Origin of the sequence: Nonlabens agnitus (assembly GCF_002994045.1) — a bacterium.
Lineage (GTDB): Bacteria > Bacteroidota > Bacteroidia > Flavobacteriales > Flavobacteriaceae > Nonlabens > Nonlabens agnitus.
On the sequence record NZ_MQUC01000003.1, the window covers coordinates 83,955 to 104,552 of the forward strand.

Here is a 20,598-nt window from a genome sequence, read left to right on the forward strand (position 1 = left end):
TTGTTTTTCTCAAAGTTATTGTATGTACAATTGATTGCGGTTAAGTTCAAGTTAATTGATGAGCCTTAGTAGAATACGACAGTTGCCTTATTGATGGTTCGCTTTCGCGAAAGCGATATTTGAACAACTTTAAAAATATAAATCATGAAGAATTTTTTATGGATTTGCAGTTTCGTCCTTTTGGGTTATGGCGTTAGTGCTCAAACGCTCTCAGACTTTAAGACCAAAGTGGACTATCTAGGTGTCAAGCCTAAGAAAAAGGCGTCAAAGGATGTCTACATCGCTAACTTCAACGTGCTGGTTGAGGTGTACCGGGAAGATATTGACTACAAGGCAAAACGAGAGTTTAGAGGAAAAGGTAGGGCAGAAGCCACTTCTCAAGCGGCCTTAGGTCTTAAAGGGGTAAATGCTGACCTGCTCCAGCAAAAGGTCGATCAACTCTATGCGGACATGGTTTCAGACCTACAAGCAAAAGGTTTCAACATCATTGGAGTGGACAAGGCTGCTGCCACAGATTTTTACAAAAAAGCAGTACCGCTAAAAGGACCTGTCTTGCGCGAAAGTGTAAATCCTGGAATGCTGGAAATTATCCCTACCCAATTTAGCGGCCTGGCCAGTGAAAAGGTTGCCGAAAAAGGTGATTCTAAAAAGCAAGGTATGTTTCCTGGTTTGAAATCTCTTGGGAAATTGGCCTCTGGTGGGAACAACGCTTTATCCAAAGACCTGGATGATGCCATCATTCTGGACATCAATCTAGTCATGAGCTGGAGTGAAACTGGTGGTAGCTGGTTATCTGGGCTTGCCGGTGCAAACGCTGTAATCAAAACCAATTTGTCTTTAGGGAACAAGGCCATATCTGCTCCATCTAGTGGTGGTTTTGGCTCTAGAGGAAAAGAAGATTATTACATGCTTGAAACCGACTTTAATGTGGCACAAGGTTCTGGACTCAAGAAGGTACTTTGGAAAGGTTATCTGGCAAAGTCCATTTATATAGGTGGCGTCATTGAAGATACTAAAGTGGAATCCTTCAACCGTGGTGCGGCAGCAACAAATTATGAAAATGCGATCTACAAAGTGACCACGTGGACGAGCACTATTTCTGAAAATGCGAAAATGGTAGAGGTCGATGGCCAAAAATTTGCCGATGCACTTTACCTATCTGGATCCAAATTTATTGATGACCAAATGAATCACCTGGTGTATCAATATCAAGATTGATTTGTTGACTAACTATTCTATATGCCTTTATGATCTAGGGGAACTTAAGAGGTCGTAGAATTGGAAAGAGCCGCAGCCTTAGGGAAGTTGCGGCTTGTTAATTTTTATGGCGTTTGGCAAGCTCTGCTTCGATATCAGCCAGTGAGAAGCCTTTGGCTTTAAGCAAAACCAGATAATGATACATCAAGTCACCAGCTTCATAAAGAAAATCTTCCTCTTTACCGTTGATGGCATCAATCACCGTTTCAACGGCTTCTTCGCCTACTTTTTGGGCTACTTTATTGATTCCTTTTTGAATCAATGAGTACGTGTAGGATCCTTCTACTTGATCATCGATTCTTTGATGAATGGTTTTTTCCAGATCGTTGATGGTGAACTTGTCATCTTTAATTTGTTTCAGGATCTCGCTTTCGCCAAAGCGAACTTCTTCTCCAGCCTCAAAACAAGAAGTCTCACCCGTGTGGCATGTTGGCCCATGAGCGTATGCCATGATTAGAATAGCGTCTTGATCACAGTCGTTAGAAATGCTGACCACGTCCAGATAATTTTCTGAAGACTCACCTTTAGTCCACAAACGTTTTTTGCTGCGCGAGTAGAAAGTTACTCGCTTTTCTGCCTTGGTCTTTTCAAATGCTTCTTCGTTCATATAACCCAGCATCAACACTTGCTTGCTGGTCATATCTTGAACGATCACGGGTAGCAATCCGTTTTCTCCTTTATTCCAATCTAGTTTCATAATTATTCTCACGAAGGTGGAAACCTCTTGGATCCAACACCTTCTGTTTTATTCGCAGTCGGAAATCTTCTATTCCCGAATACAATATTTTTAATTTATCCAGCCGTCACAGGACGGCTATGTATTTCATCTACTCAAACTCAGATTCCTGCTTTGGCAGGTATACGAATGGCGATTCCAGTTTCAGCCAATTGCCTTTTCAATACCGGCACGGGCAATTCTCCAAAATGGAAGATGCTTGCCGCAAGGCCAGCACTGGCATGAGTGTCTTTGAATAATTCTTCAAAGTGTGCTGCCGTGCCACCACCACCAGAGGCGATGATGGGAATGTTTAGCTTTCGCGAAAGCGTATCTGTGATCTCCAGTGCAAATCCGTTTTTAGTGCCGTCGTGGTCCATGCTCGTCAGCAAGATTTCTCCTGCACCTCGCTGCTCACATTCCAGGCACCAGGCTATGGTTTCTTTATCGGTTTCGGTTCTACCGCCAGAGACAAAGACTTTGTCAGCATAGTTGTCATTCCGGGCTTGACCCGGAATCTGTTGGTCATTTTCCGCAATCCTTTTCGTATCCACAGCCACCACCACACACTGATTTCCCAACTCTGCAGCCAGCTCATTAATCAGTTCAGGTCTATGAACTGCTGCGCTATTCACAGCGATTTTATCGGCTCCAGCTTTGATGATTTCTTTGGCGAGTTTCACGTCATTGATACCACCACCAACGGTAAACGGTATGTTCAATACCGCGGCGATTTCTCTAACAAGCGGTACCAAAGTATCTCTTTTTTCCACGGTGGCGGTGATGTCCAGAAAGCACAACTCGTCTGCGCCTTGATCTGCATATTGCTGCGCCAGTTGTACGGGATCGCCAGCGTCTCGCAAGCCCACAAAGTTGATTCCTTTAACGGTGCGACCGTCTTTGATATCCAGACACGGTATGATTCTTTTTTTTAGCATAATTCTCTGCGCAGGCAGAGATCTCTAAAGATCCAACACCTACTTTTGATTTATATTCAGGCCTCAAGCCCCATTGTCCTGCGGACATTTCCCCAAAGGGGAAACTTTTTTGTCCTTCCGCCACATGGCGGTATCGCTTAGTGTTTATTCAAATGCTGGTTGACAAATCAACAAGATTCCTGCGTGCGCAGGAATTATATAAACTCTCTCAACTCCTTAAAACTGATCCTACCTTCATAAAAGGCTTTGCCCACAATAGCTCCTTCACAACCCATTTCGCGCAAGCGATGTAGATCATCTGCCACGGCAACACCACCAGAGGCTATCAGCTTGATACCATTCTCAAATTCATCTGCTGACGGAACAATAGCATCCGCCGGTTTTAAGGTTTCTATAGCCAGAATTTCTTTGTACAATTCATAGCTGGGTCCGGCGAGCATGCCGTCTTTGGCAATGTCGGTACAAATGACGTATTCTATGCCTTTTTTGTTCCATTCCTTGATGAATTTCACCACTTCCAGTTCGCTGCTTTCCAGCCAGCCGTGTGTGGCAATCATGCCATCTTTAGCATCTGCACCGAGTATGATCTTATCGCTGCCGTATTTCTCAATCCATCCCTCAAAAGTATCTGAATTCTTCACGGCGATGCTACCACCAGTTACTTGTTTGGCTCCGCTTTCAAAAACCATCTTGATGTCTTCATCGGTTTTTACGCCACCGCCAAAATCTACCTTCAAACCTGTCTGGCTCGCAATGCGTTCCAGCACTTTCCAGTTGACCACGTGGGCACTTTTGGCACCGTCAAGATCTACCAAGTGAAGGTATTGAATGCCATTGGCTTCAAATTCTTTAGCCACCTCAAGCGGGTCTTCATTATAAACGGTTTTCTGATTATAATCTCCTTGAGAAAGCCTAACGCATTTCCCGTCAATGATGTCTATTGCTGGTATTATTCTCATAAGCCCCATTGTCCTACGGACATTTCCCCAAAGGGGAAAATTTGTTTGTCATTCCACTGCATAGCGGAATCGGTTAGTGTTTCATTCAAATGCCAATCCTTAATAAAGTCCCTTCCGCTGGAAGGGATTTAGGGTAGGCTTATAAAGTTTTTCAATAACTGCTCGCCAACTCCAGCACTCTTTTCTGGATGAAATTGGGTCGCATAAAAATTATCTTTTTGCAAAACGCTGCTAAATGGTAATATGTAATCGCAAACCGCTGCTGTGTCCTCGCAAAGCTCGGCATAGTAGGAGTGAACGTAGTACACATCGGCATTCTGCGGCAAGCCTTGAAGGATTAATGATTGCTGATTAACGTTTTTTGATTTTTGATTTGAATCCGTTTTTAATTCGTCATTCGTTGATCGATATTCAGTATTCAAACTGTTCCATCCCATATGCGGCACTTTAAACTCGGGCGATTTGAACAACTTCACGTTTGTATCAAAAATTCCGAGGCATGGAGTGTCACCTTCTTCACTGTGATTGCACATCAACTGCATACCTAAGCATATCCCAAGAAATGGCTGTTTTAAGTTAATTAACACCTGATCGAGTTCTCGTTCCCGCAAATAACTCATCGCTGTACCAGCCTCGCCCACGCCAGGAAAAATCACTTTGTTTGCCGCTTTCAATTCTGCAGAATCGTCAGTGACCTTATTTTCAATGCCCAGTCTATTGAGCGCGTTAGTGACGCTACCTATATTACCGGCGTTATATTTTACAATCGCAATCATAGCGTGCCTTTGGTGCTGGGCAACTTGCCGTCGCCTGTTTGTTTGACTGCCATTTTTATCGCTTTCGCGAAAGCTTTAAACAGCGACTCGATTTTGTGATGTTCATTGTCACCTTCTACCTTCATGTTCAGGTTGCACTTTGCCGCATCACTGAAGGATTTGAAGAAGTGGTAGAACAATTCTGTAGGCATGTCGCCCACGTATTCTCTTTTGAATTCTGCTTCCCAAACGATCCATGGTCTTCCTCCAAAATCTACGGCCACTTGTGCCAAGGAATCATCCATGGGCAATAAAAATCCATATCTATTGATACCTTTTTTAGTGGATAATGCTTTCGCGAAAGCGTCACCCAGCGCAATAGCAGTGTCCTCGATGGTGTGGTGCTCGTCGATTTCCAGATCGCCATCCACCTTGATATCCAGATCCAGCGAACCATGACGTTGCAATTGCTCCAGCATGTGGTCGTAGAACTTCAATCCCGTATCGATGGTCCCATTTCCAGAACCGTCCAGATTCAGCGTGATGTTGATGTCGGTTTCATTGGTTTTTCTACTCACCGACACTTTGCGTGGTTGACCTCGCAAAAATTGAAAAATCTCTTTCCAAGAATCGGTTTTTAAAACCACCAATTCGTCTTCAAAAGTAGAGTCATCAGTTATCGAGGGCAACTGAATTCCTTTACAGCCCAGGTTTTTTGCCAGCTGCATATCGCTATTGCGATCGCCTATGACAAAGCTGTTGGCCAAGTCATAATTGCCCTTGATGTAATGGGTCAACAGGCCAGTTTGAGGTTTGCGGGTAGGCGCGTTTTGTTCTGGAAAAGATCGATCAATCAAGACTTCGCTAAAAGTCACGCCTTCTTTTTCCAAAATGTCCATCATCAAATTATGGACTGGCCAAAAGGTATTTTCAGGAAAACTATCGGTTCCTAAACCATCCTGATTGGTCACCATCACCAGTTCATAATCCAATTCTCTCGCTATGCGATGCAACTGGGTAATTGCCATAGGTAAGAACTCCAACTTTTCAAAACTGTCCAACTGATAATCTGTTGGTGGCTCCTTAACGATGGTGCCGTCGCGATCAATAAATAGTACTTTTTTCAAAATCAATTCTGAATTTTGAATTCTGAATTCAGAATAAATCTGAAATCAAAAATCGTTAATCATTATTCAATATTCTTTCAACGTCTTCATCAACACCTCACATTCCTGAGTCGTTCCCACGGTAAACCTTAGCGTATTAGGGATCTGGCTGCTGCGATTGCGTATGATAATGCCCTGATCCTTCAAATAATTATATACAGCGCTGGCATCTTTGACTTTGGCCAAAATAAAATTGGCCTCGCTTGGATAAACCTCTTCTACGTATTCCAGATCTTCCAGCAAGGTGCTCAACATTTCTCTGTTGGACTTGATTTCGCTTATCTGTTGATCCGTTTGATCTGTGAGTTGTAATGCCTTCAAAACTGCCTTTTGAGACAGCTCATTGACATTATAAGGCGGCTTCGTCTTGTTGAACAAAGCGATGATCTCTGGTGATGCAAAAGCAAAACCGGTACGAGCACCAGCCATGCCATGTGCTTTGGACATGGTCTGCAAAACGACAAGATTAGGATAATCATCCAGTCTGCGTATGAAACTTTGATTCTCGGTAAAATCTTGATAGGCTTCGTCAACCACTACGATTCCATTGAAACCACCAATCAGTCGATCCAGATTCTCTTTGTTTTCTTTGAGTTCCTGTTCAAATTCTGGCGCATAAGGCATGTCCATCATGCCGCCTTTGGTATAATTTTCTGCTTGCCAATCGTGTTGTAAATCAGCTTTTAGAAGGGCATTTCCTGTTGGGTTATTAGGAGAGCAGATCCATAGGAGTTTCGCTTTCGCGAAAGCGTCACTTTTCAAAATCCCGTGTACATCCAGAGAAAAATCACTGGTTAATGGAAATTCAACCACGGCAACATCGTTGATTGCAGCGCTCACCTCGTACATCCCGTAAGTTGGCGGACATGTAATCACGCTGTCTTTTCCTGGCTCGCAAAAAATGCGGTACAATAGATCAATCGCTTCATCGCTGCCGTTTCCCACAAAAATCTGATCTGTAGCAATTCCTTTTTGCTCGCTCAGAATCTCTTTGATATCGCTTTGCAGTGGATCAGGATAACGATTCAGATTGCGAATCTGCAAATCCATGTCCAATATCGCTGGATCATTCGGGTTCTCGTTGGCATCGAGTAGAGTCAATTCTGCTCCATCGGTTTTTCCATAGAGTTGGAACTCGCTACGAGCGCTGGAGTAAGCCTTTAAGCTCCAAATGTTCTTGCGAACTATGTTTTCTAAATTGAATGTACTCATGCTTTAAGGCCCTTTGTCCTGCTTACATTTCCCCAAAGGAGAAAATCGTGCAGGTACGATTTAATCATTATTTAAACTTTTTAATCTAACACTCACTGCATTTTTGTGCGCATCCAGACCTTCAGCAGCGGCCATTTTTTCCACAGTTGGCCCTAAATTTTCAATGCCTTGAGCCGATGCTTTTTGATAGGTTACCTTATTCACGAAACTGTCCACCGACACACCACTATAATTGCGTGCATAACCATAGGTTGGTAACGTGTGATTGGTACCGCTGGCATAATCGCCGAGACTTTCACAAGTATACGCACCTATAAAAATCGATCCAGCAACCGTGATTCGGTTAGCCACTTCATCAGCATTTGCTGTATTTATAATCAGGTGTTCTGGAGCATATACATCAGACCATTCCACACATTGATCGATACTTTCCAGTACGATGGTTTTGCTGTTTTCCAGAGCAGCTTCGGCAGTTTGCTTTCGCGAAAGCGAACTTAATTGAACTTCTAATTGCTCATTAACAGCATGGGCAAGATCCTCAGATTCCGTCAATAGAATCACCTGGGAATCGTGGCCATGTTCTGCCTGAGCCAATAAATCTGAAGCCACAAAAGCTGGATTTGCGGCCGCATCTGCAATGATCAACACCTCTGATGGTCCAGCAGGCATGTCGATCGCGACGCCTTCTTGCTGGGCCAGTTCCTTAGCGCGAGTCACAAAGGCATTTCCAGGGCCGAAAATCTTGTAGACGTTGGGAACACTTTCAGTTCCATAGGTCATGGCAGCGATGGCCTGAGCGCCACCTACTTTATAGATTTCAGTAATACCGCAAAGGTTTGCCGTGTGTAACACGACTGGATTGATATTGCCGTTTGCGTCTGTAGGACTGCATAAAACGACCTGTTTATTGCCAGCAATTTTAGCAGGAATTCCCAGCATCAAAACAGTAGAAAAAAGCGGAGCAGAGCCACCCGGAATATATAGTCCAACCTTTTGAATAGGCAGTGATTTTCTCCAGCAGGTCATGCCAGGCATGGTTTCTACCACAGGATAATCCTGAGTGTAACACGCCTTGTGGAATTTATAAATATTGTCGTAAGCCGTTTGAATCGCAGCTTTCAAATCTTCATCCACTTGGGTGGACGCTTGCGAAATTTCTGCTGGGCTTACTTTTAGGTTTTTTAATTCTGCTTTATCAAATTGCTTTGCAAAAGCAATCAAAGCCTCATCACCATTCTCGCGTACGAGTTGGATAATTTCTTTTACCGCGTGATCGACTTCAGAGCGTTGCTTGAGCGGTCGCTCTAAAAGTGTTTTTTGGTGCGCTTGCGAAGGATTTATGATAATTTCCATCAGACGATTAATTTTTCAATTGGACTTACAAGAATTCCCTGTGCGCCGGCATCCTTTAACTGGTCGATGACATTCCAAAAGTCATTTTCTTCAATGACACTGTGTAGACTTGACCAGCCTTCTTCGGCCAGTGGAAGCACAGTTGGGCTTTTCATTCCGGGTAACAATGCAGAGATTTCCTCAATCTTATCGTTGGGCGCGTTCAAGAGAATGTATTTGTTTTTGGCCGCATTCATAACGGCTTCCATACGGAACATGAGCTTGTCCAGAAGTTCCTTTTTCTCGCTGTTCAATGATGGGTTGGATATGAGAACTGCCTCACTATACATAACGGTTTCTACTTCTTTCAAGCCGTTCATGATAAGTGTAGAACCGGTGGAAACAATGTCGCAGATACCTTCGGCCAGGCCTATTCCTGGAGCGATTTCTACAGATCCACCTATTTCTTCAGTTGTGGCGTTGATGCCTTTGTCGGCAAAAAACTTTTTGACGATGGTCGTGTAACTGCTCGCTACACGCTTGCCGTTGAACCATTCCAAACCTGTATAGTCCACATCTTTTTGAACGGCAAGACTCAATCTACAACCAGCAAAACCTAATTGCTTGATCACATCGACTTTTTGGTCTTTTTCCTCGACCTCATTCAACCCTAGAATTCCAAGATCTGCCACTCCTTGCGCCACATATTGTGGGATGTCGTCATCACGTAGGAACAAAATCTCGATAGGGAAATTCTTTGCTTTAGAACTCAATTTGCGCGTCCCGTTATCAAATTTGATCCCGCAATCTTTCAAGAGTTGAAGGGATTTGTCTGATAATCTTCCTGATTTTTGTACTGCTATTCTAATCATTTGTTGGTGCTTTTCAGCTTTTTGAGTCTCTTTTAGGTCACTTTTTGTTCCTGATGGAAATGCAAAAACCCGCCTAGAAAAGACGGGTTTTTAAATATGTTGAGTTACATCAATACATTTTTAGCTCGCCTTGCGGGAAGTGTTTAAATGATGGTGATGTGTGTTGTTTGATTTCATTGCAGTGCAAATGTAGGTGGTGTTTCGCTTTCGCGAAAGCGAACTCATGAATAATTGCAGATATTTAACTTTATGCTATTCTTTTTTCAATTGCTCTAGGTAATTTCTCCAGACTTTCTCAGCAGCTTTCATGTCATCATTGCGATGCGGGTGATGTTTTGATCGCTGCTCCATAGTGACACAAATTTGCTTGGCATGGTTTTGATCGATCTCACCCTTTTCTAGTAAGGCCTTGATTTTTTCAACGCTTTCTTCAGCTTTCTCTTTATTTGCAAAACCCAATCCCTCAACAGTGGTTTCTGGATTATCGTCGGTATATAGGTTTTCTGAATCAGCCATAAATTAAGCCTTTACAGATTTTACAAACTGCTGTACGGTGCTGGATATATCAGTAGCGTTACTTATCTGGCGGATAAACTCACTCCCGATGATTGCTCCATCCACATATTGACAGGCATCCTTAAAATTTTGGGCATTTTTTATATTGAACCCAGTAAGTACTGGCGTGTTCAAATCCATATCTCTCAATTTGCCTAGATAATCTGCCGCTGCTGAAAAGTCTGCTTTGGAACCTGTCGTGCTCGCGCTGCTCACCGCATAGATAAAGCCCGTAGAATTTTCATCAATCTCACGTATGCGCTTTTCTGAGGTTTGAGGTGTTACCAAGAAAACATTAGAAATGTTGTGCTTTTCAAAAGTGTCTTTAAATTCCATATGGTAGGAATACATGGGTAGATCTGGAATGATCAATCCATCTACACCTACCGCAGCACAACGCGCGCAAAAGCGATCCAATCCATATTGCATCACTGGATTCAAATATCCCATGAGCAATACCGGTGTGCTGAAATCTGGATTTTCTGATTTAAACTGCTCCAGTTGTGTGAACAGTTTCTCGATGGACATGCCGTTTTCCAGGGCCTTCTTGCTGCTCTCTTGAATAGTTGGGCCATCTGCCAGCGGATCGCTAAAGGGTATGCCTATTTCTACAAGATCCACCTTGGAATCTTCCAAAGCTTTTAAAATAACTGTGGTGTCTTCCAGTTTAGGATAACCAGCGGTAAAAAATATATTGAGCAAATTCTTAGGTTTGCTGGCAAATAGATGGGTAAGCTTGTTCTGCATGGCTTAAAGTTCGTTGAGTTTGAGTTCGCGCATATACGTATCCATATCCTTATCGCCACGACCTGAAAGGTTGATCACCACACGATCGGTTGGTTTTAGGTCTAGATCTTTTAAAACAGAAAATGCGTGAGCCGTTTCTAATGCTGGAATAATTCCCTCTAAACGGCTGCATTCTACGGCTGCGGTCAATGCATCGGCATCTGTTACTGCCATATAATGTGCACGGTCAGAAACTTTTAACCAAGCGTGCGCTGGGCCAATTCCTGGATAGTCTAGACCAGCAGAAATGCTGTGTGGTTCTACTACTTGACCATCTTTATCCTGCATCATGATGGATCGACTGGCGTGTAAAACTCCAGGTGTTCCTAGTGTCAAAGTCGCGGCAGTTTTATCTGTGTCAACACCCATTCCAGCAGCTTCTACACCTATGAGTTTGACTGATGGATCATCCAAGAAATGATAAAAAGCACCCATGGCATTAGAACCACCACCTACACAAGCGATCACATAATCAGGCAAGCCTTGCATTTGTTCTTTGATTTCCTTGGAGATAACACTTTGATAACGCGCTACCATATCTGGATATGGATGTGGTCCAACGACGGACCCAATGATGTAATGCGTGTCTTCAGGATTATTGATCCAGTCGCGCATCGCCTCGTTTGTCGCGTCCTTCAAGGTTTTGGAGCCGCTCATGGCTGGTCGTACTTCTGCACCCAGCATTTTCATGCGGGCAACGTTAGGTGCCTGGCGCTCGATGTCCTTCTCGCCCATATAGACGATACACTTCAAACCTTTGAGAGCACAAACGGTTGCCGTGGCAACACCATGCTGACCAGCACCAGTTTCTGCAATAATTCTTTTCTTGCCCAGTTTTTCGGCAAGTAGGATCTGACCTATGGTATTGTTGACTTTATGAGCGCCCGTATGGCAAAGGTCTTCACGTTTTAACCAGATTTCGGCACCGTATTTTGCCGATAGTCTTTTGGCTAGGAACAACGGTGTAGGTCTGCCTACATAGTCCTTGAGCAGCTGGTGAAATTCGGTCTGGAACTCCTCACTTTTCTCGATTTTCAGGTAGTTTTCCTGAAGTTCCTCAATGTTGGGATAGAGCAATTCTGGTATGAATGCACCACCAAATTCTCCATAAAATCCTTTCTCGTCTACTTGATAGCTCATTTTCTCAATTTTTCTATGAAACTTTTAATCATCTCGATATTCTTCAATCCAGGTTCATCCTCAAATTGTGAGTTGAGGTCCACACCTAGAAACATATCGTGCTTTATATTTTTGACGGCTGTCGCATCGTCTTCAGAAATGCCGCCACTTAACAAAAAGGGAACACTGCCGTTATAAGAGTCGAGTATTTGCCAATTAAATTTCTTGCCGCTACCACCATAATTCTTGGTGGCCGTATCAAAAAGGAAAAATAATTTTCCAGGATTCTGTTTTCCTAATTCCAGCCAGTCTTCCAGAGCGTTGAAAGCAAAGTCTTCGTGCATTTGAAATGCTTTGAAAACCTTGATATCTAATTCCAGTAACGCTTTCGCGAAAGCGGAATCCTCATCACCATGTAGCTGTACCACATCTAACTGCAAAGGAATGATATCCTGCAAAATTTCCTGAAGTGTAGCATTGACGTAGACTCCAACCGTTCCTTTGTTCATGGTGAGTTGCTCTATGTGGGATTTTTGTGTATCATCCACATATCGCTTGCTCTTGGGATATCTAATAATACCCATAAAGTCAATGTCCAACTGCTGCAGTGCATTGATGTTTTCAGTTTCTCGCATGCCGCATACCTTGATCATCATGATTGTATCGCTTTTATAAATTCGCTACAACTATGACCTGGATCGTTGGTTTTCATGAAGTTTTCACCTATCAAAAATCCTTTATATCCCAATCCAGCCAATTCCTTGACTATCGCCGGATCTGAAATTCCGCTTTCAGAAATGGCCAAAACGTCTTCAGGAAAATGGGGTAAAAGATCCTTACTGTTTTGGATATCAGTTTTGAAGCGTTTTAAGTCACGATTGTTGACACCTATCATGAATTTACCGATCAATAATGACTCTGTTACGTGCTTCACGCGATTCAATTCTTCTAAATCATGTACTTCAAACAATATGTCAAGCTGCAGATTGAGAGCTTCTGCGGCCATGGTCTTCAATTCCTCATCATTGAGGCAGGCAGCGATAAGTAAAATAGCATCGGCGCCATAGGCTCTGGCCTCATGAATTTGATATAGATCGATCATAAAATCCTTGCGCAGGATAGGAATGCTAACGCTTTCCCTGGCGTCTATAAGATCTTGTAGAGTACCACCAAAGAAGGGTTCATCAGTCAAACAACTGATGGCGCTTACACCTGCGGCCTCATATCCTTTTACAACGTCTTTGATTGTTGCTGGGCAATTAAAGGAACCTTTTGATGGGCTTTGCCGTTTATGCTCTGCTATGATCCCACTACCGTTAGCGATCGCATTGCGCATAGAGATGGTCTTACGAATGTAGTGTGGCATTTGTCTTAGATCATCTAAAGAAACTTTTTCCTTGCGTTTTCCAAGGTTTTCTCGTGTTTGATCGGTTATTTTTTTAAGTATGTCTTCCAAGGTGGTAGTTGGTATAAAGTTTTAAAGTATTCTTCCGTAATGGTGAAAACCTGTGTTATTGAAGGCTTAGCAATTTTTCAAAACACTCCAGTGCTTTCCCAGATTCCAGTGACTCACGCGCCTTACCAACAGCTTCTATCAAGGAAACTTGCTGAGCAACAGCAATGGCTGTGGCCGCATTTGCCAGTACCACAGACTTTTGAGCATCAGTAGCATTATTTTCCAAAACGTTTTTAAATATCGTAGCTGCTTCTTCCAGTGACTCACCGCCAGATATTTGCTCTAAAGTTAGTTGAGACAAGTTAAAATCTGCTGGTTTGACGTCAGTGACACCATTGTTGCCCGCGATTCTTGTTTTTCCCGTCAAGCTCACCTCATCATAACCATCGTGTGCATGGAGTATGGCGTATCGTTTTCCTTCTTCGTTTTGGAAAAGGTATTCGTAATTTCTGGCTAGCTGTAAATTGAAGACACCAACACTTTGTAATTTAGGTCTCGCAGGATTCACCAACGGCCCTAACATATTGAAAAACGTTTTGATTCCTAGTGCTCTTCTTATAGGCGCTACCGCTTTCATCGCTGGGTGAAACAACGGCGCATGAAGAAAACAGATGTTTGCTTCGTCAATTTGCTTTTCTAGGGTGTCAAAATCATTAGTGAACTTAAAGCCCATGGATTCCATCACATTACTGGAACCGCTCACTGAGCTTACGCCATAGTTACCATGTTTGGCTACCTTAACTCCAGCACCAGCCGTTACAAAACTTGCCAGCGTGCTTATGTTGAAGGTATTCTTGCCATCGCCACCGGTACCACATAAATCTATAGGATTGTATTTCTCTAGATCTATTAGTAAGGCCTGCTCCAACATGGCATCACGAAATCCAGCCAGCTCATCCACGGTAACGCTACGCATTCCATACACAGTAAGGAAAGCAGCAATCTGGGAATCGTTGACCTCACCTGCGGTGATGGCAGTAAGGATGTCGTGAGCACGCTTTCGCGAAAGCGTTTTGTGTTCAAATAATTCGTTGAGTATTTCCTTCATCCTAGAGTGTTGCTAAAAAGTTTTTGAGCATGGTTTTTCCCTGTGGCGTCATGACGCTTTCTGGGTGAAATTGTACTCCATAAATGGGTAGATCCTTATGCTTCAGGGCCATGATCTGACCGTTTTCATCTCGGGCGGTGATTTGAAGTACGTCTGGGAAATCAGATTCCTGGGCGTTCCAGGAGTGATAGCGACCTGCTTCAAATTGTTTGTCCACACCATCAAAGAATGCACTATTATCGTGCTGCATAACAGTGGCAATACCGTGATATACTTTTTCTAGATTGATAATCGTACCGCCAAAGGCTTCGGTAATGGCCTGATGTCCCAGACAAATCCCCAATATGGGAACCGTGTCTTTTACCGTGTCAATAATCTCCATCAATTTTCCAGCTTCTCTAGGAACGCCAGGACCAGGTGAAAGAATGATGGCGTCGTAGGTTAAACATTCTTCTGGTGCAATCTTATCATTCCTCATCACGGTGACATTTGCCTCAAGATCTTCCAGATAGTGGACGAGATTGTAGGTAAATGAATCGTAATTGTCGATTACCAGTATGTTGGACTTTTTATTCATTGATAATAAATTTCCCGTATTCGTCTACTGTGGCCGTAGTAACGGTACCATCGGCACAAGTGGTAGTTATGTTGAGCTTGCCATCAATGACACCGTTACAATTTAATTCTTCAATTGTACTAGCCATCACGTATGAATCGATAATTTTAAAATCTTTGCTGAATGAGCGTAATACAAATTCAAAGTAAGTACCCTTAGCATTCATATATTTTCTTAGAATCACCCTTATCTCAAATTTATCGGACTTGTAGATCTGTTTTCCTTTAGAAATGTCTGCAACCATCACCTTATAATAGTCTTCTTTAGAAAAATAGAAGTACGTGCTATCCTTTATGAGTTCAAATGGCATGTTAGGAACAAACTCAATCTTATCTCCAGTTTCTTGTTCAATAATGTCCACTTTAAAGATGGCTTTATCATTTGAGCAGGATGTTACAATCCCAATTATACCTATCAGTATTAATAATTTCTTTTTCATTTCAAATTTGCTTGTTGGATCGCCTTTCTCAAGGCATTTGTTTTATTGTAAACTTCTTGGGTTTCGTTTTCTAGATTGCTTTCCACAACTACTCCAGCACCAGCTCTAAATTGCATCTTATTATTACTGGATAGAATGGTTCTTATGACGATGGCATGGTTGAAACTACCGTCAAAACCTAGGTAACCTATGGCGCCACCGTAAAATTGTCTAGCAGATTTTTCATACTTATCAATAAGCTGCATGGCTCTAAATTTAGGAGCACCACTTAATGTGCCTGCTGGAAAAGTATCGCCTATAAGCGGTATACGGTCTTCTTCCTCAATCACACCAGTGACTGTGCTTACCATGTGAATTACATGAGAATAGAAATGAATATTTTGATAGTCAGTCACTTGTACTTCACGAGCGTGACGACTTAAATCATTGCGAGCAAGATCCACCAGCATGATATGTTCTGCCGTTTCTTTTGGGTCGTTTTTTAATTCCTTGGCGGCAGCTAGATCTGCTGCATCATTGCCAGTTCTTTTGTAGGTACCTGCAATAGGCTGGATGCTCACTTTTTCATTTTTTATGAGTAATTGAGCTTCTGGCGAAGAGCCGAAGATTCTAAAATTTCCATAATCAAAGTAGAACAAATATGGGCTAGGATTGATCGCTCGCAACTGGCGATATACATTGAAGTCATCACCTTTGTAAGCTTGGATAAACTTTCTGGAAAGAACAATCTGGAAAACATCACCTCGCTTGCAGTGGTCCTTGCCCTTTTCTACTAGATGTTTGAAATCGGCATCTGTCATTTCTGATTCTTCAGCACCATCAGTGAAGAAATCATATTTTGCGATGTCTCTATGCTGTATGATGTTGATGAGGTTCTCCATTTTTGAAGTACCTTTTTCATAAACATGATCAAAAACATATAGTTGATTGTGATAATGATCAAAGACCAGCACATTTTGGAATACCTGATAATGCACTAATGGGATAGCTTCCTCATCAATGATTTTTTCTTTAGAGAATTCGATATTTTCAAACAGCTGTACCGCATCATAACTAAGGTACCCAAAAAGCCCATTCGTGGGAAAAGGAAACTCTGTCGCTCCAGGGTCAAATAAATTTTTGAAATTCTCAAGCCCTTTTACGAGATCATAATCTGTAGAAAAATCCTGCTCATCTATCTTACCATCTGGTGTTGCGATAGAGACCTTATCATAGTCAATCTCAAAGGTTGCTACAGGACTACAGCAAATAAAAGAGAAGCTGTTACTGCGTTGTCCGTATTCATTACTCTCCAGCAAAATACTGCCAGGATATTTGTCCCGCAGTCGCATGTAGATGCCCACAGGCGTCATCGTATCTGCCAGGACTGTTTGGTGGGAAGTAGTAGGTTTAAAAACTTTCATTATATCTTTTTAAATGGAAATAGGCTAATAAAAAAGGCCTGCCGTAAAGCAGACCTTGTATATTCATTCATACGGGTGACTTCACGGCTGTTGAGCTATGTTATTCCACCACCAAGTATGATTTGTTCTTTCCATTGAAGTGTAAAGATAATTACGCTTTCGCGAAAGCGCAAACATTTTAAGCTCACATTTTAATATCCATCATCGTGAACTCCAGCAACTGCTCTGCCTGAAGGGTCATTCATATTCTTAAATGCGGCATCCCATTCCAATGCAATAGGAGTAGAGCAGGCCACAGATTTTACTGATGGCACACAACTCGCCGCGGCATCACTAGGGAAATGATCGCTAAAGATGCTGCGATAATAGTATTCTTCCTTGCTTTGTGGTGGATTGATTTTGAACTTGTATTTAGCAGATTCCATCATTTCATCAGTAACCTGTTCGTTTACAGTTTCCTTTAGAGTATCGATCCAGCTGTATCCTACACCGTCGCTAAATTGTTCTTTCTGTCTCCAGGCCACACTTTTTGGCAAGTAGTCTTCAAAGGCTTCACGCAATATGTGCTTTTCCATCTTGCCTTTACCGCACATCTTATCCTTAGGGTTCAATCGCATGGCAACATCCATGAATTCTTTATCAAGGAAAGGTACGCGACCTTCAATACCCCAAGCGGCCAAGGATTTGTTCGCTCTCAAGTTATCGTATAGGTGTAGCGTGTCTAGTTTACGAACGGTTTCTTTGTGGAATTCTTCTGGACTAGGCGCTTTGTGAAAGTAGAGGTAACCGCCAAAAATCTCGTCACTACCTTCTCCAGACAGTACCATCTTAATACCCATGGATTTGATTACTCGAGCCAATAAATACATAGGTGTGGAAGCTCTTACCGTGGTCACATCATAGGTTTCCAAATAGTAGATGACATCTTTTATGGCATCAAGACCTTCTTGAATCGTAAAGTTGACACTGTGGTGCACGGTTCCTATATGTTCTGCTACCGTTTCTGCAGCGGCAAGATCTGGACTGCCTTCAAGACCTATCGCAAAGGAGTGTAATTGTGGCCACCAGGCGTCTGCGTAATCGCCAGACTCAACACGCCTCGCGGCATATTTTTTTGCTACGGCACTTACAATAGAACTGTCCAGTCCACCAGAAAGCAAGACACCATAAGGTACGTCACTCATCAGATGTCTGTGAACGCTATCTTCCATCGCTTTGCGCAATTCTTTTACTGAACTGGTGTTGTCCTTTACGGCGTCATAGTCTTTCCAATCGCGATCGTACCACTTTTTAAATTCTTTGTCCTCACTGTAATAGTAGTGTCCTGGTGGGAACGGAGCGATTTCATTGCAGGTTCCTTCTAAGGCCTTTAATTCACTTGCTACATAAAACTGACCCATTTCATCTGTCCCGTAATACAACGGTATGATTCCTTGATGGTCCCGAGCACATAAGAATACATCCTTCTCGCTATCATATAGTGCAAAACTGTACATGCCTACTAAATCATCCATAAAATTGACGCCTTTATCTTGATATAGAGCAAGGATAACTTCGCAATCTGATTTTGTCTTGAATTTATAATCACTGTATTGTTCACGTATTTTCTGGTGGTTATAAATTTCCCCATTTACCGCCAAAACAATTTTGCCATCTGGGCTATATAACGGCTGTCCGCCAGATTGTGGATCCACAATGGTCAGGCGCTCGTGAGCCAGGATGGCTTTTTCACCACAGTAGATTCCTGACCAGTCTGGACCACGATGTCTTAGTTTTTTTGAAAGTTCAAGTACATCCTGTCGTTGGTCTGCACTGCTTTTTTTTAGATCGAATACTCCTACGATTCCGCACATAATGATTGGTTTTTAAATGAAAAAAGGTCTACTTTGAAGTAGACCTTTAGAATATTATTAAATATCAGAGACTACCCTACGTTTGTGAAGGATTATTATTAGTTCTGAAATTATTATTTTGTAACATAACAAAACAAACATAATTAAAAATTCTTAGTAAACAAATTTAATGCTATGAATCAGCGATGAGTAATTTTCTTAAGATCTTGGGTCCAGGTTTAATATTTGCCAGCACCGCCATTGGAGTAAGCCACCTGGTTCAAAGCACCAGAGCTGGAATGATTTATGGATTTGGATTTTTGATGGCAATAGTGGTGATCAATATATTGAAGTATCCCTTTTTTGAATACGGAACGCGATATGCTGCAGGTACTGGAGAAAGTCTTATCGATGGTTATGGGCGTATGGGGAAATGGGCCATAGGGTCCTATTTTTTTGTAATGATCGTGAGTTTATTCTTTGTTAGTGCCGCCGTTTTTAATGTAACCGCCGTCTTTATGAAGGAGCTGTTCCAAATACAGACACCAGCTAGCGCTTTTGTCCCGTTGTTATTGGTGATCGTGTCTTGTTTTGGGATTTTAGCTTTTGGGAAGTTTACATTGTTGGATCATCTCATCAAGATTGTAGGTTTTTTAATGATCGTTTGCACCTTGGTATCCTTTGTTTTGGTCTTGATTAAAGGTCCTGCCATACCATCCTCAGATTTTGTAGCGCCAGAGTTATGGTCTCTTACCACCATACCTTTTGCTATTGCCTTAATGGGTTGGATGCCTACCGCTGTAGATTTAAGTGCCTGGAATAGCTTGTGGACTCTTGAAAAACAAAAATCTAGCGGCTACAAGTCTACGGTAAAGCAAGCTACTGGGGAATTTGCCTTAGGTTATTGGATAAGTGCGGTTCTAGCTGTGATGTTTTTGACCCTAGGTTCTTATTTGGTGTATGGTACAGACATTTTAGTGGCATCCAGTAGTGCAGATTTCTTTAATCAAGTCATAGGTTTGTTCACTGGTGCGATAGGTGAGTGGTCCTATTATATGATTGCTGTTGCGGCATTTTGTATCATGTATGGCACGAGTATAGGCGTGTTGGATGGTTATTCTCGAGCGCTTAAAAGATCTTGCGAGGTTCTATTCCTAAAAGGAACTGAAGTAAATTCAAAATGGTACTTGGTCGCTTTGATGATAACGGCTACAGGAGGTTTTGTGATCAACTATGTTTTGAGTGATAACCCAAAAGGATTTTTATTGCTCGTAGATATAGCCACTATATTATCCTTTCTATTTGCACCTATCGTTGCGGTTCTCAATTATAAATTGGTCACCAATAGAAAATTCCCAAAAGAACACCAACCTGACTTTTTAATGAGGTCGATTTCTCTTTTGGGAATTACTGTGTTGATCTTATTCTCAGTAGTATATATCTTCTACTACTTTGGAGGTTTTGACTAATGGCTTACACCTTCCTTAATAACGTTGGGCATTGCTGCGGCAAAACGTCTCCATCTTGGAATAGATACGTTTTGTATATATCCGTTCGTTGGGTGATTTTCTGCATAGTCTTGATGATAATCCTCAGCAACCCAGAATTTTTCAAAGGGCTTGACCTCTGCAGCCACTTCATAACCAGCATCTTCCAGCTCCTTGATTTTTGAGGCGATGATTTGTTTTTGCTCATCATTTTGATAGAAAATGATACTGCGGTACTGTGACCCACGATCGGGACCTTGACCGTTTACCTGTTCAATATTTTGAGAGGCAAAGTAAACATCTACTAGGGTTTCAAAGCTTACAACTTTAGGATCGTAAATAATCTCATTAGCTTCAGCGTGACCTGTGGTACCGGTGTTTGACTGTTCGTAGGTAGGGTTTTCAGTCGTGCCACCACTGTAACCAGAAATGGCCTCGCTCACACCATTGACACTTTCATAGATTTCTTCTACACACCAGAAACATCCACTAGCGAAATACGCTTTTTCCATTCCTTCTTGCGTTGCGGCTACTTCAATAGGTTCTGAATTCATGGCAGCCTCTGTTTGCTCCATGTCCTTATCTTTTTGGTTACAGCTGTTTGCTGCAAACATCAACAGTATTAAGCTTATTAGTTTCATAATATTATTT

General features: G+C 42.3%; 21 protein-coding genes. 2 read left to right on the forward strand and 19 right to left on the reverse strand.

From position 1 onward, the window contains the following. Positions 1 to 144 precede the first annotated feature (144 nt). On the forward strand, positions 145 to 1,218 hold the full coding sequence (locus tag BST86_RS00520) for a hypothetical protein (RefSeq protein WP_105981566.1): 1,074 nt from the start codon (positions 145 to 147) through the stop codon (positions 1,216 to 1,218). Positions 1,219 to 1,315: 97 nt separating this feature from the next. On the opposite strand, the gene hisIE is transcribed toward BST86_RS00520, so the two are convergent. The 18 genes from hisIE to asnB all read right to left on the reverse strand — a co-directional run bounded on the left by hisIE (position 1,316) and on the right by asnB (position 18,481). Beyond that, a complete protein-coding gene (gene hisIE, locus BST86_RS00525; RefSeq protein ID WP_105981567.1) occupies positions 1,316 to 1,954 on the reverse strand; it encodes a bifunctional phosphoribosyl-AMP cyclohydrolase/phosphoribosyl-ATP diphosphatase HisIE in 639 nt (212 codons plus the stop codon). A 140-nt stretch (positions 1,955 to 2,094) separates the two neighbouring features. Next, positions 2,095 to 2,910, reverse strand: a complete 816-nt coding sequence (gene hisF, locus BST86_RS00530) for an imidazole glycerol phosphate synthase subunit HisF (protein ID WP_105981568.1) — start codon at positions 2,908 to 2,910, stop codon at positions 2,095 to 2,097. Between the two features lie 194 nt (positions 2,911 to 3,104). Continuing rightward, positions 3,105 to 3,869, reverse strand: a complete 765-nt coding sequence (hisA, locus tag BST86_RS00535; RefSeq protein WP_105981569.1) for a 1-(5-phosphoribosyl)-5-[(5-phosphoribosylamino)methylideneamino]imidazole-4-carboxamide isomerase — start codon at positions 3,867 to 3,869, stop codon at positions 3,105 to 3,107. A 128-nt stretch (positions 3,870 to 3,997) separates the two neighbouring features. Next, positions 3,998 to 4,645 (reverse strand): imidazole glycerol phosphate synthase subunit HisH, encoded by a 648-nt coding sequence (gene hisH / locus BST86_RS00540; protein WP_105981570.1) that lies wholly within the window; start codon positions 4,643 to 4,645, stop codon positions 3,998 to 4,000. Beyond that, positions 4,642 to 5,751, reverse strand: coding sequence for a bifunctional histidinol-phosphatase/imidazoleglycerol-phosphate dehydratase HisB (gene hisB, locus BST86_RS00545; RefSeq protein ID WP_105983903.1), 1,110 nt, complete (start codon positions 5,749 to 5,751; stop codon positions 4,642 to 4,644). Before hisB ends, hisH begins: the two co-directional genes overlap by 4 nt. Positions 5,752 to 5,817: 66 nt before the next feature. Then, the gene (locus tag BST86_RS00550) at positions 5,818 to 7,002 is read right to left on the reverse strand and encodes a pyridoxal phosphate-dependent aminotransferase (RefSeq protein ID WP_105981571.1); all 1,185 of its coding nucleotides are present in this window, start codon (positions 7,000 to 7,002) and stop codon (positions 5,818 to 5,820) included. A 60-nt stretch (positions 7,003 to 7,062) separates the two neighbouring features. Continuing rightward, a complete protein-coding gene (hisD, locus tag BST86_RS00555) occupies positions 7,063 to 8,355 on the reverse strand; it encodes a histidinol dehydrogenase (protein WP_105981572.1) in 1,293 nt (430 codons plus the stop codon). Then, on the reverse strand, positions 8,355 to 9,206 hold the full coding sequence (gene hisG, locus BST86_RS00560) for an ATP phosphoribosyltransferase (protein WP_105981573.1): 852 nt from the start codon (positions 9,204 to 9,206) through the stop codon (positions 8,355 to 8,357). The genes hisD and hisG overlap by 1 nt, the downstream gene beginning before the upstream one ends. A 252-nt stretch (positions 9,207 to 9,458) precedes the next feature. Continuing rightward, positions 9,459 to 9,722 carry a hypothetical protein gene (locus BST86_RS00565; protein ID WP_105981574.1) on the reverse strand — a complete coding sequence of 88 codons (264 nt, stop codon included), beginning with the start codon at positions 9,720 to 9,722 and terminating at the stop codon, positions 9,459 to 9,461. A 3-nt stretch (positions 9,723 to 9,725) separates the two neighbouring features. Then, a complete protein-coding gene (trpA, locus tag BST86_RS00570; RefSeq protein WP_105981575.1) occupies positions 9,726 to 10,508 on the reverse strand; it encodes a tryptophan synthase subunit alpha in 783 nt (260 codons plus the stop codon). 3 nt (positions 10,509 to 10,511) lie between these two features. Further along, the gene (gene trpB / locus BST86_RS00575) at positions 10,512 to 11,687 is read right to left on the reverse strand and encodes a tryptophan synthase subunit beta (RefSeq protein WP_105981576.1); all 1,176 of its coding nucleotides are present in this window, start codon (positions 11,685 to 11,687) and stop codon (positions 10,512 to 10,514) included. After that, entirely contained in the window at positions 11,684 to 12,322 is a 639-nt protein-coding gene (locus BST86_RS00580) for a phosphoribosylanthranilate isomerase (protein WP_105981577.1), read from the reverse strand. Before BST86_RS00580 ends, trpB begins: the two co-directional genes overlap by 4 nt. Beyond that, complete coding sequence (gene trpC / locus BST86_RS00585) at positions 12,319 to 13,122, reverse strand: indole-3-glycerol phosphate synthase TrpC (protein WP_105981578.1); 804 nt, start codon at positions 13,120 to 13,122, stop codon at positions 12,319 to 12,321. Before trpC ends, BST86_RS00580 begins: the two co-directional genes overlap by 4 nt. Positions 13,123 to 13,177: 55 nt before the next feature. Further along, on the reverse strand, positions 13,178 to 14,170 hold the full coding sequence (trpD, locus tag BST86_RS00590) for an anthranilate phosphoribosyltransferase (protein ID WP_105981579.1): 993 nt from the start codon (positions 14,168 to 14,170) through the stop codon (positions 13,178 to 13,180). A gap of 1 nt (position 14,171) precedes the next feature. Beyond that, on the reverse strand, positions 14,172 to 14,747 hold the full coding sequence (locus BST86_RS00595; protein WP_105981580.1) for an anthranilate synthase component II: 576 nt from the start codon (positions 14,745 to 14,747) through the stop codon (positions 14,172 to 14,174). After that, positions 14,740 to 15,225, reverse strand: a complete 486-nt coding sequence (locus BST86_RS00600; RefSeq protein WP_105981581.1) for a hypothetical protein — start codon at positions 15,223 to 15,225, stop codon at positions 14,740 to 14,742. The genes BST86_RS00595 and BST86_RS00600 overlap by 8 nt, the downstream gene beginning before the upstream one ends. Continuing rightward, a complete protein-coding gene (locus BST86_RS00605) occupies positions 15,222 to 16,628 on the reverse strand; it encodes an anthranilate synthase component I family protein (protein WP_105981582.1) in 1,407 nt (468 codons plus the stop codon). The genes BST86_RS00600 and BST86_RS00605 overlap by 4 nt, the downstream gene beginning before the upstream one ends. A 191-nt stretch (positions 16,629 to 16,819) precedes the next feature. Beyond that, on the reverse strand, positions 16,820 to 18,481 hold the full coding sequence (gene asnB, locus BST86_RS00610) for an asparagine synthase B (protein WP_105981583.1): 1,662 nt from the start codon (positions 18,479 to 18,481) through the stop codon (positions 16,820 to 16,822). A gap of 185 nt (positions 18,482 to 18,666) precedes the next feature. Here asnB and BST86_RS00615 point away from each other — a divergent pair, with 185 nt between their 5' ends. Beyond that, a complete protein-coding gene (locus tag BST86_RS00615; RefSeq protein ID WP_105981584.1) occupies positions 18,667 to 19,929 on the forward strand; it encodes an NRAMP family divalent metal transporter in 1,263 nt (420 codons plus the stop codon). Here BST86_RS00615 and msrA read toward each other — a convergent pair. Then, positions 19,926 to 20,588, reverse strand: a complete 663-nt coding sequence (msrA, locus tag BST86_RS00620) for a peptide-methionine (S)-S-oxide reductase MsrA (protein ID WP_105981585.1) — start codon at positions 20,586 to 20,588, stop codon at positions 19,926 to 19,928. The genes BST86_RS00615 and msrA overlap by 4 nt on opposite strands. Between the last annotated feature and the right edge of the window lie 10 nt (positions 20,589 to 20,598).

What these genes read in the sequence shown, in the direction of transcription:
- BST86_RS00520 (WP_105981566.1), top strand. Translation starts at nt 145, where the DNA reads ATGAAGAATTTTTTATGGATTTGCAGTTTCGTCCTTTTGGGTTATGGC.
- hisIE (WP_105981567.1), bottom strand. Translation starts at nt 1,954, where the DNA reads ATGAAACTAGATTGGAATAAAGGAGAAAACGGATTGCTACCCGTGATC.
- hisF (WP_105981568.1), bottom strand. Translation starts at nt 2,910, where the DNA reads ATGCTAAAAAAAAGAATCATACCGTGTCTGGATATCAAAGACGGTCGC.
- hisA (WP_105981569.1), bottom strand. Translation starts at nt 3,869, where the DNA reads ATGAGAATAATACCAGCAATAGACATCATTGACGGGAAATGCGTTAGG.
- hisH (WP_105981570.1), bottom strand. Translation starts at nt 4,645, where the DNA reads ATGATTGCGATTGTAAAATATAACGCCGGTAATATAGGTAGCGTCACT.
- BST86_RS00550 (WP_105981571.1), bottom strand. Translation starts at nt 7,002, where the DNA reads ATGAGTACATTCAATTTAGAAAACATAGTTCGCAAGAACATTTGGAGC.
- hisD (WP_105981572.1), bottom strand. Translation starts at nt 8,355, where the DNA reads ATGGAAATTATCATAAATCCTTCGCAAGCGCACCAAAAAACACTTTTA.
- hisG (WP_105981573.1), bottom strand. Translation starts at nt 9,206, where the DNA reads ATGATTAGAATAGCAGTACAAAAATCAGGAAGATTATCAGACAAATCC.
- BST86_RS00565 (WP_105981574.1), bottom strand. Translation starts at nt 9,722, where the DNA reads ATGGCTGATTCAGAAAACCTATATACCGACGATAATCCAGAAACCACT.
- trpA (WP_105981575.1), bottom strand. Translation starts at nt 10,508, where the DNA reads ATGCAGAACAAGCTTACCCATCTATTTGCCAGCAAACCTAAGAATTTG.
- trpB (WP_105981576.1), bottom strand. Translation starts at nt 11,687, where the DNA reads ATGAGCTATCAAGTAGACGAGAAAGGATTTTATGGAGAATTTGGTGGT.
- BST86_RS00580 (WP_105981577.1), bottom strand. Translation starts at nt 12,322, where the DNA reads ATGATGATCAAGGTATGCGGCATGCGAGAAACTGAAAACATCAATGCA.
- trpD (WP_105981579.1), bottom strand. Translation starts at nt 14,170, where the DNA reads ATGAAGGAAATACTCAACGAATTATTTGAACACAAAACGCTTTCGCGA.
- BST86_RS00595 (WP_105981580.1), bottom strand. Translation starts at nt 14,747, where the DNA reads ATGAATAAAAAGTCCAACATACTGGTAATCGACAATTACGATTCATTT.
- BST86_RS00600 (WP_105981581.1), bottom strand. Translation starts at nt 15,225, where the DNA reads ATGAAAAAGAAATTATTAATACTGATAGGTATAATTGGGATTGTAACA.
- BST86_RS00605 (WP_105981582.1), bottom strand. Translation starts at nt 16,628, where the DNA reads ATGAAAGTTTTTAAACCTACTACTTCCCACCAAACAGTCCTGGCAGAT.
- asnB (WP_105981583.1), bottom strand. Translation starts at nt 18,481, where the DNA reads ATGTGCGGAATCGTAGGAGTATTCGATCTAAAAAAAAGCAGTGCAGAC.
- BST86_RS00615 (WP_105981584.1), top strand. Translation starts at nt 18,667, where the DNA reads ATGAGTAATTTTCTTAAGATCTTGGGTCCAGGTTTAATATTTGCCAGC.
- msrA (WP_105981585.1), bottom strand. Translation starts at nt 20,588, where the DNA reads ATGAAACTAATAAGCTTAATACTGTTGATGTTTGCAGCAAACAGCTGT.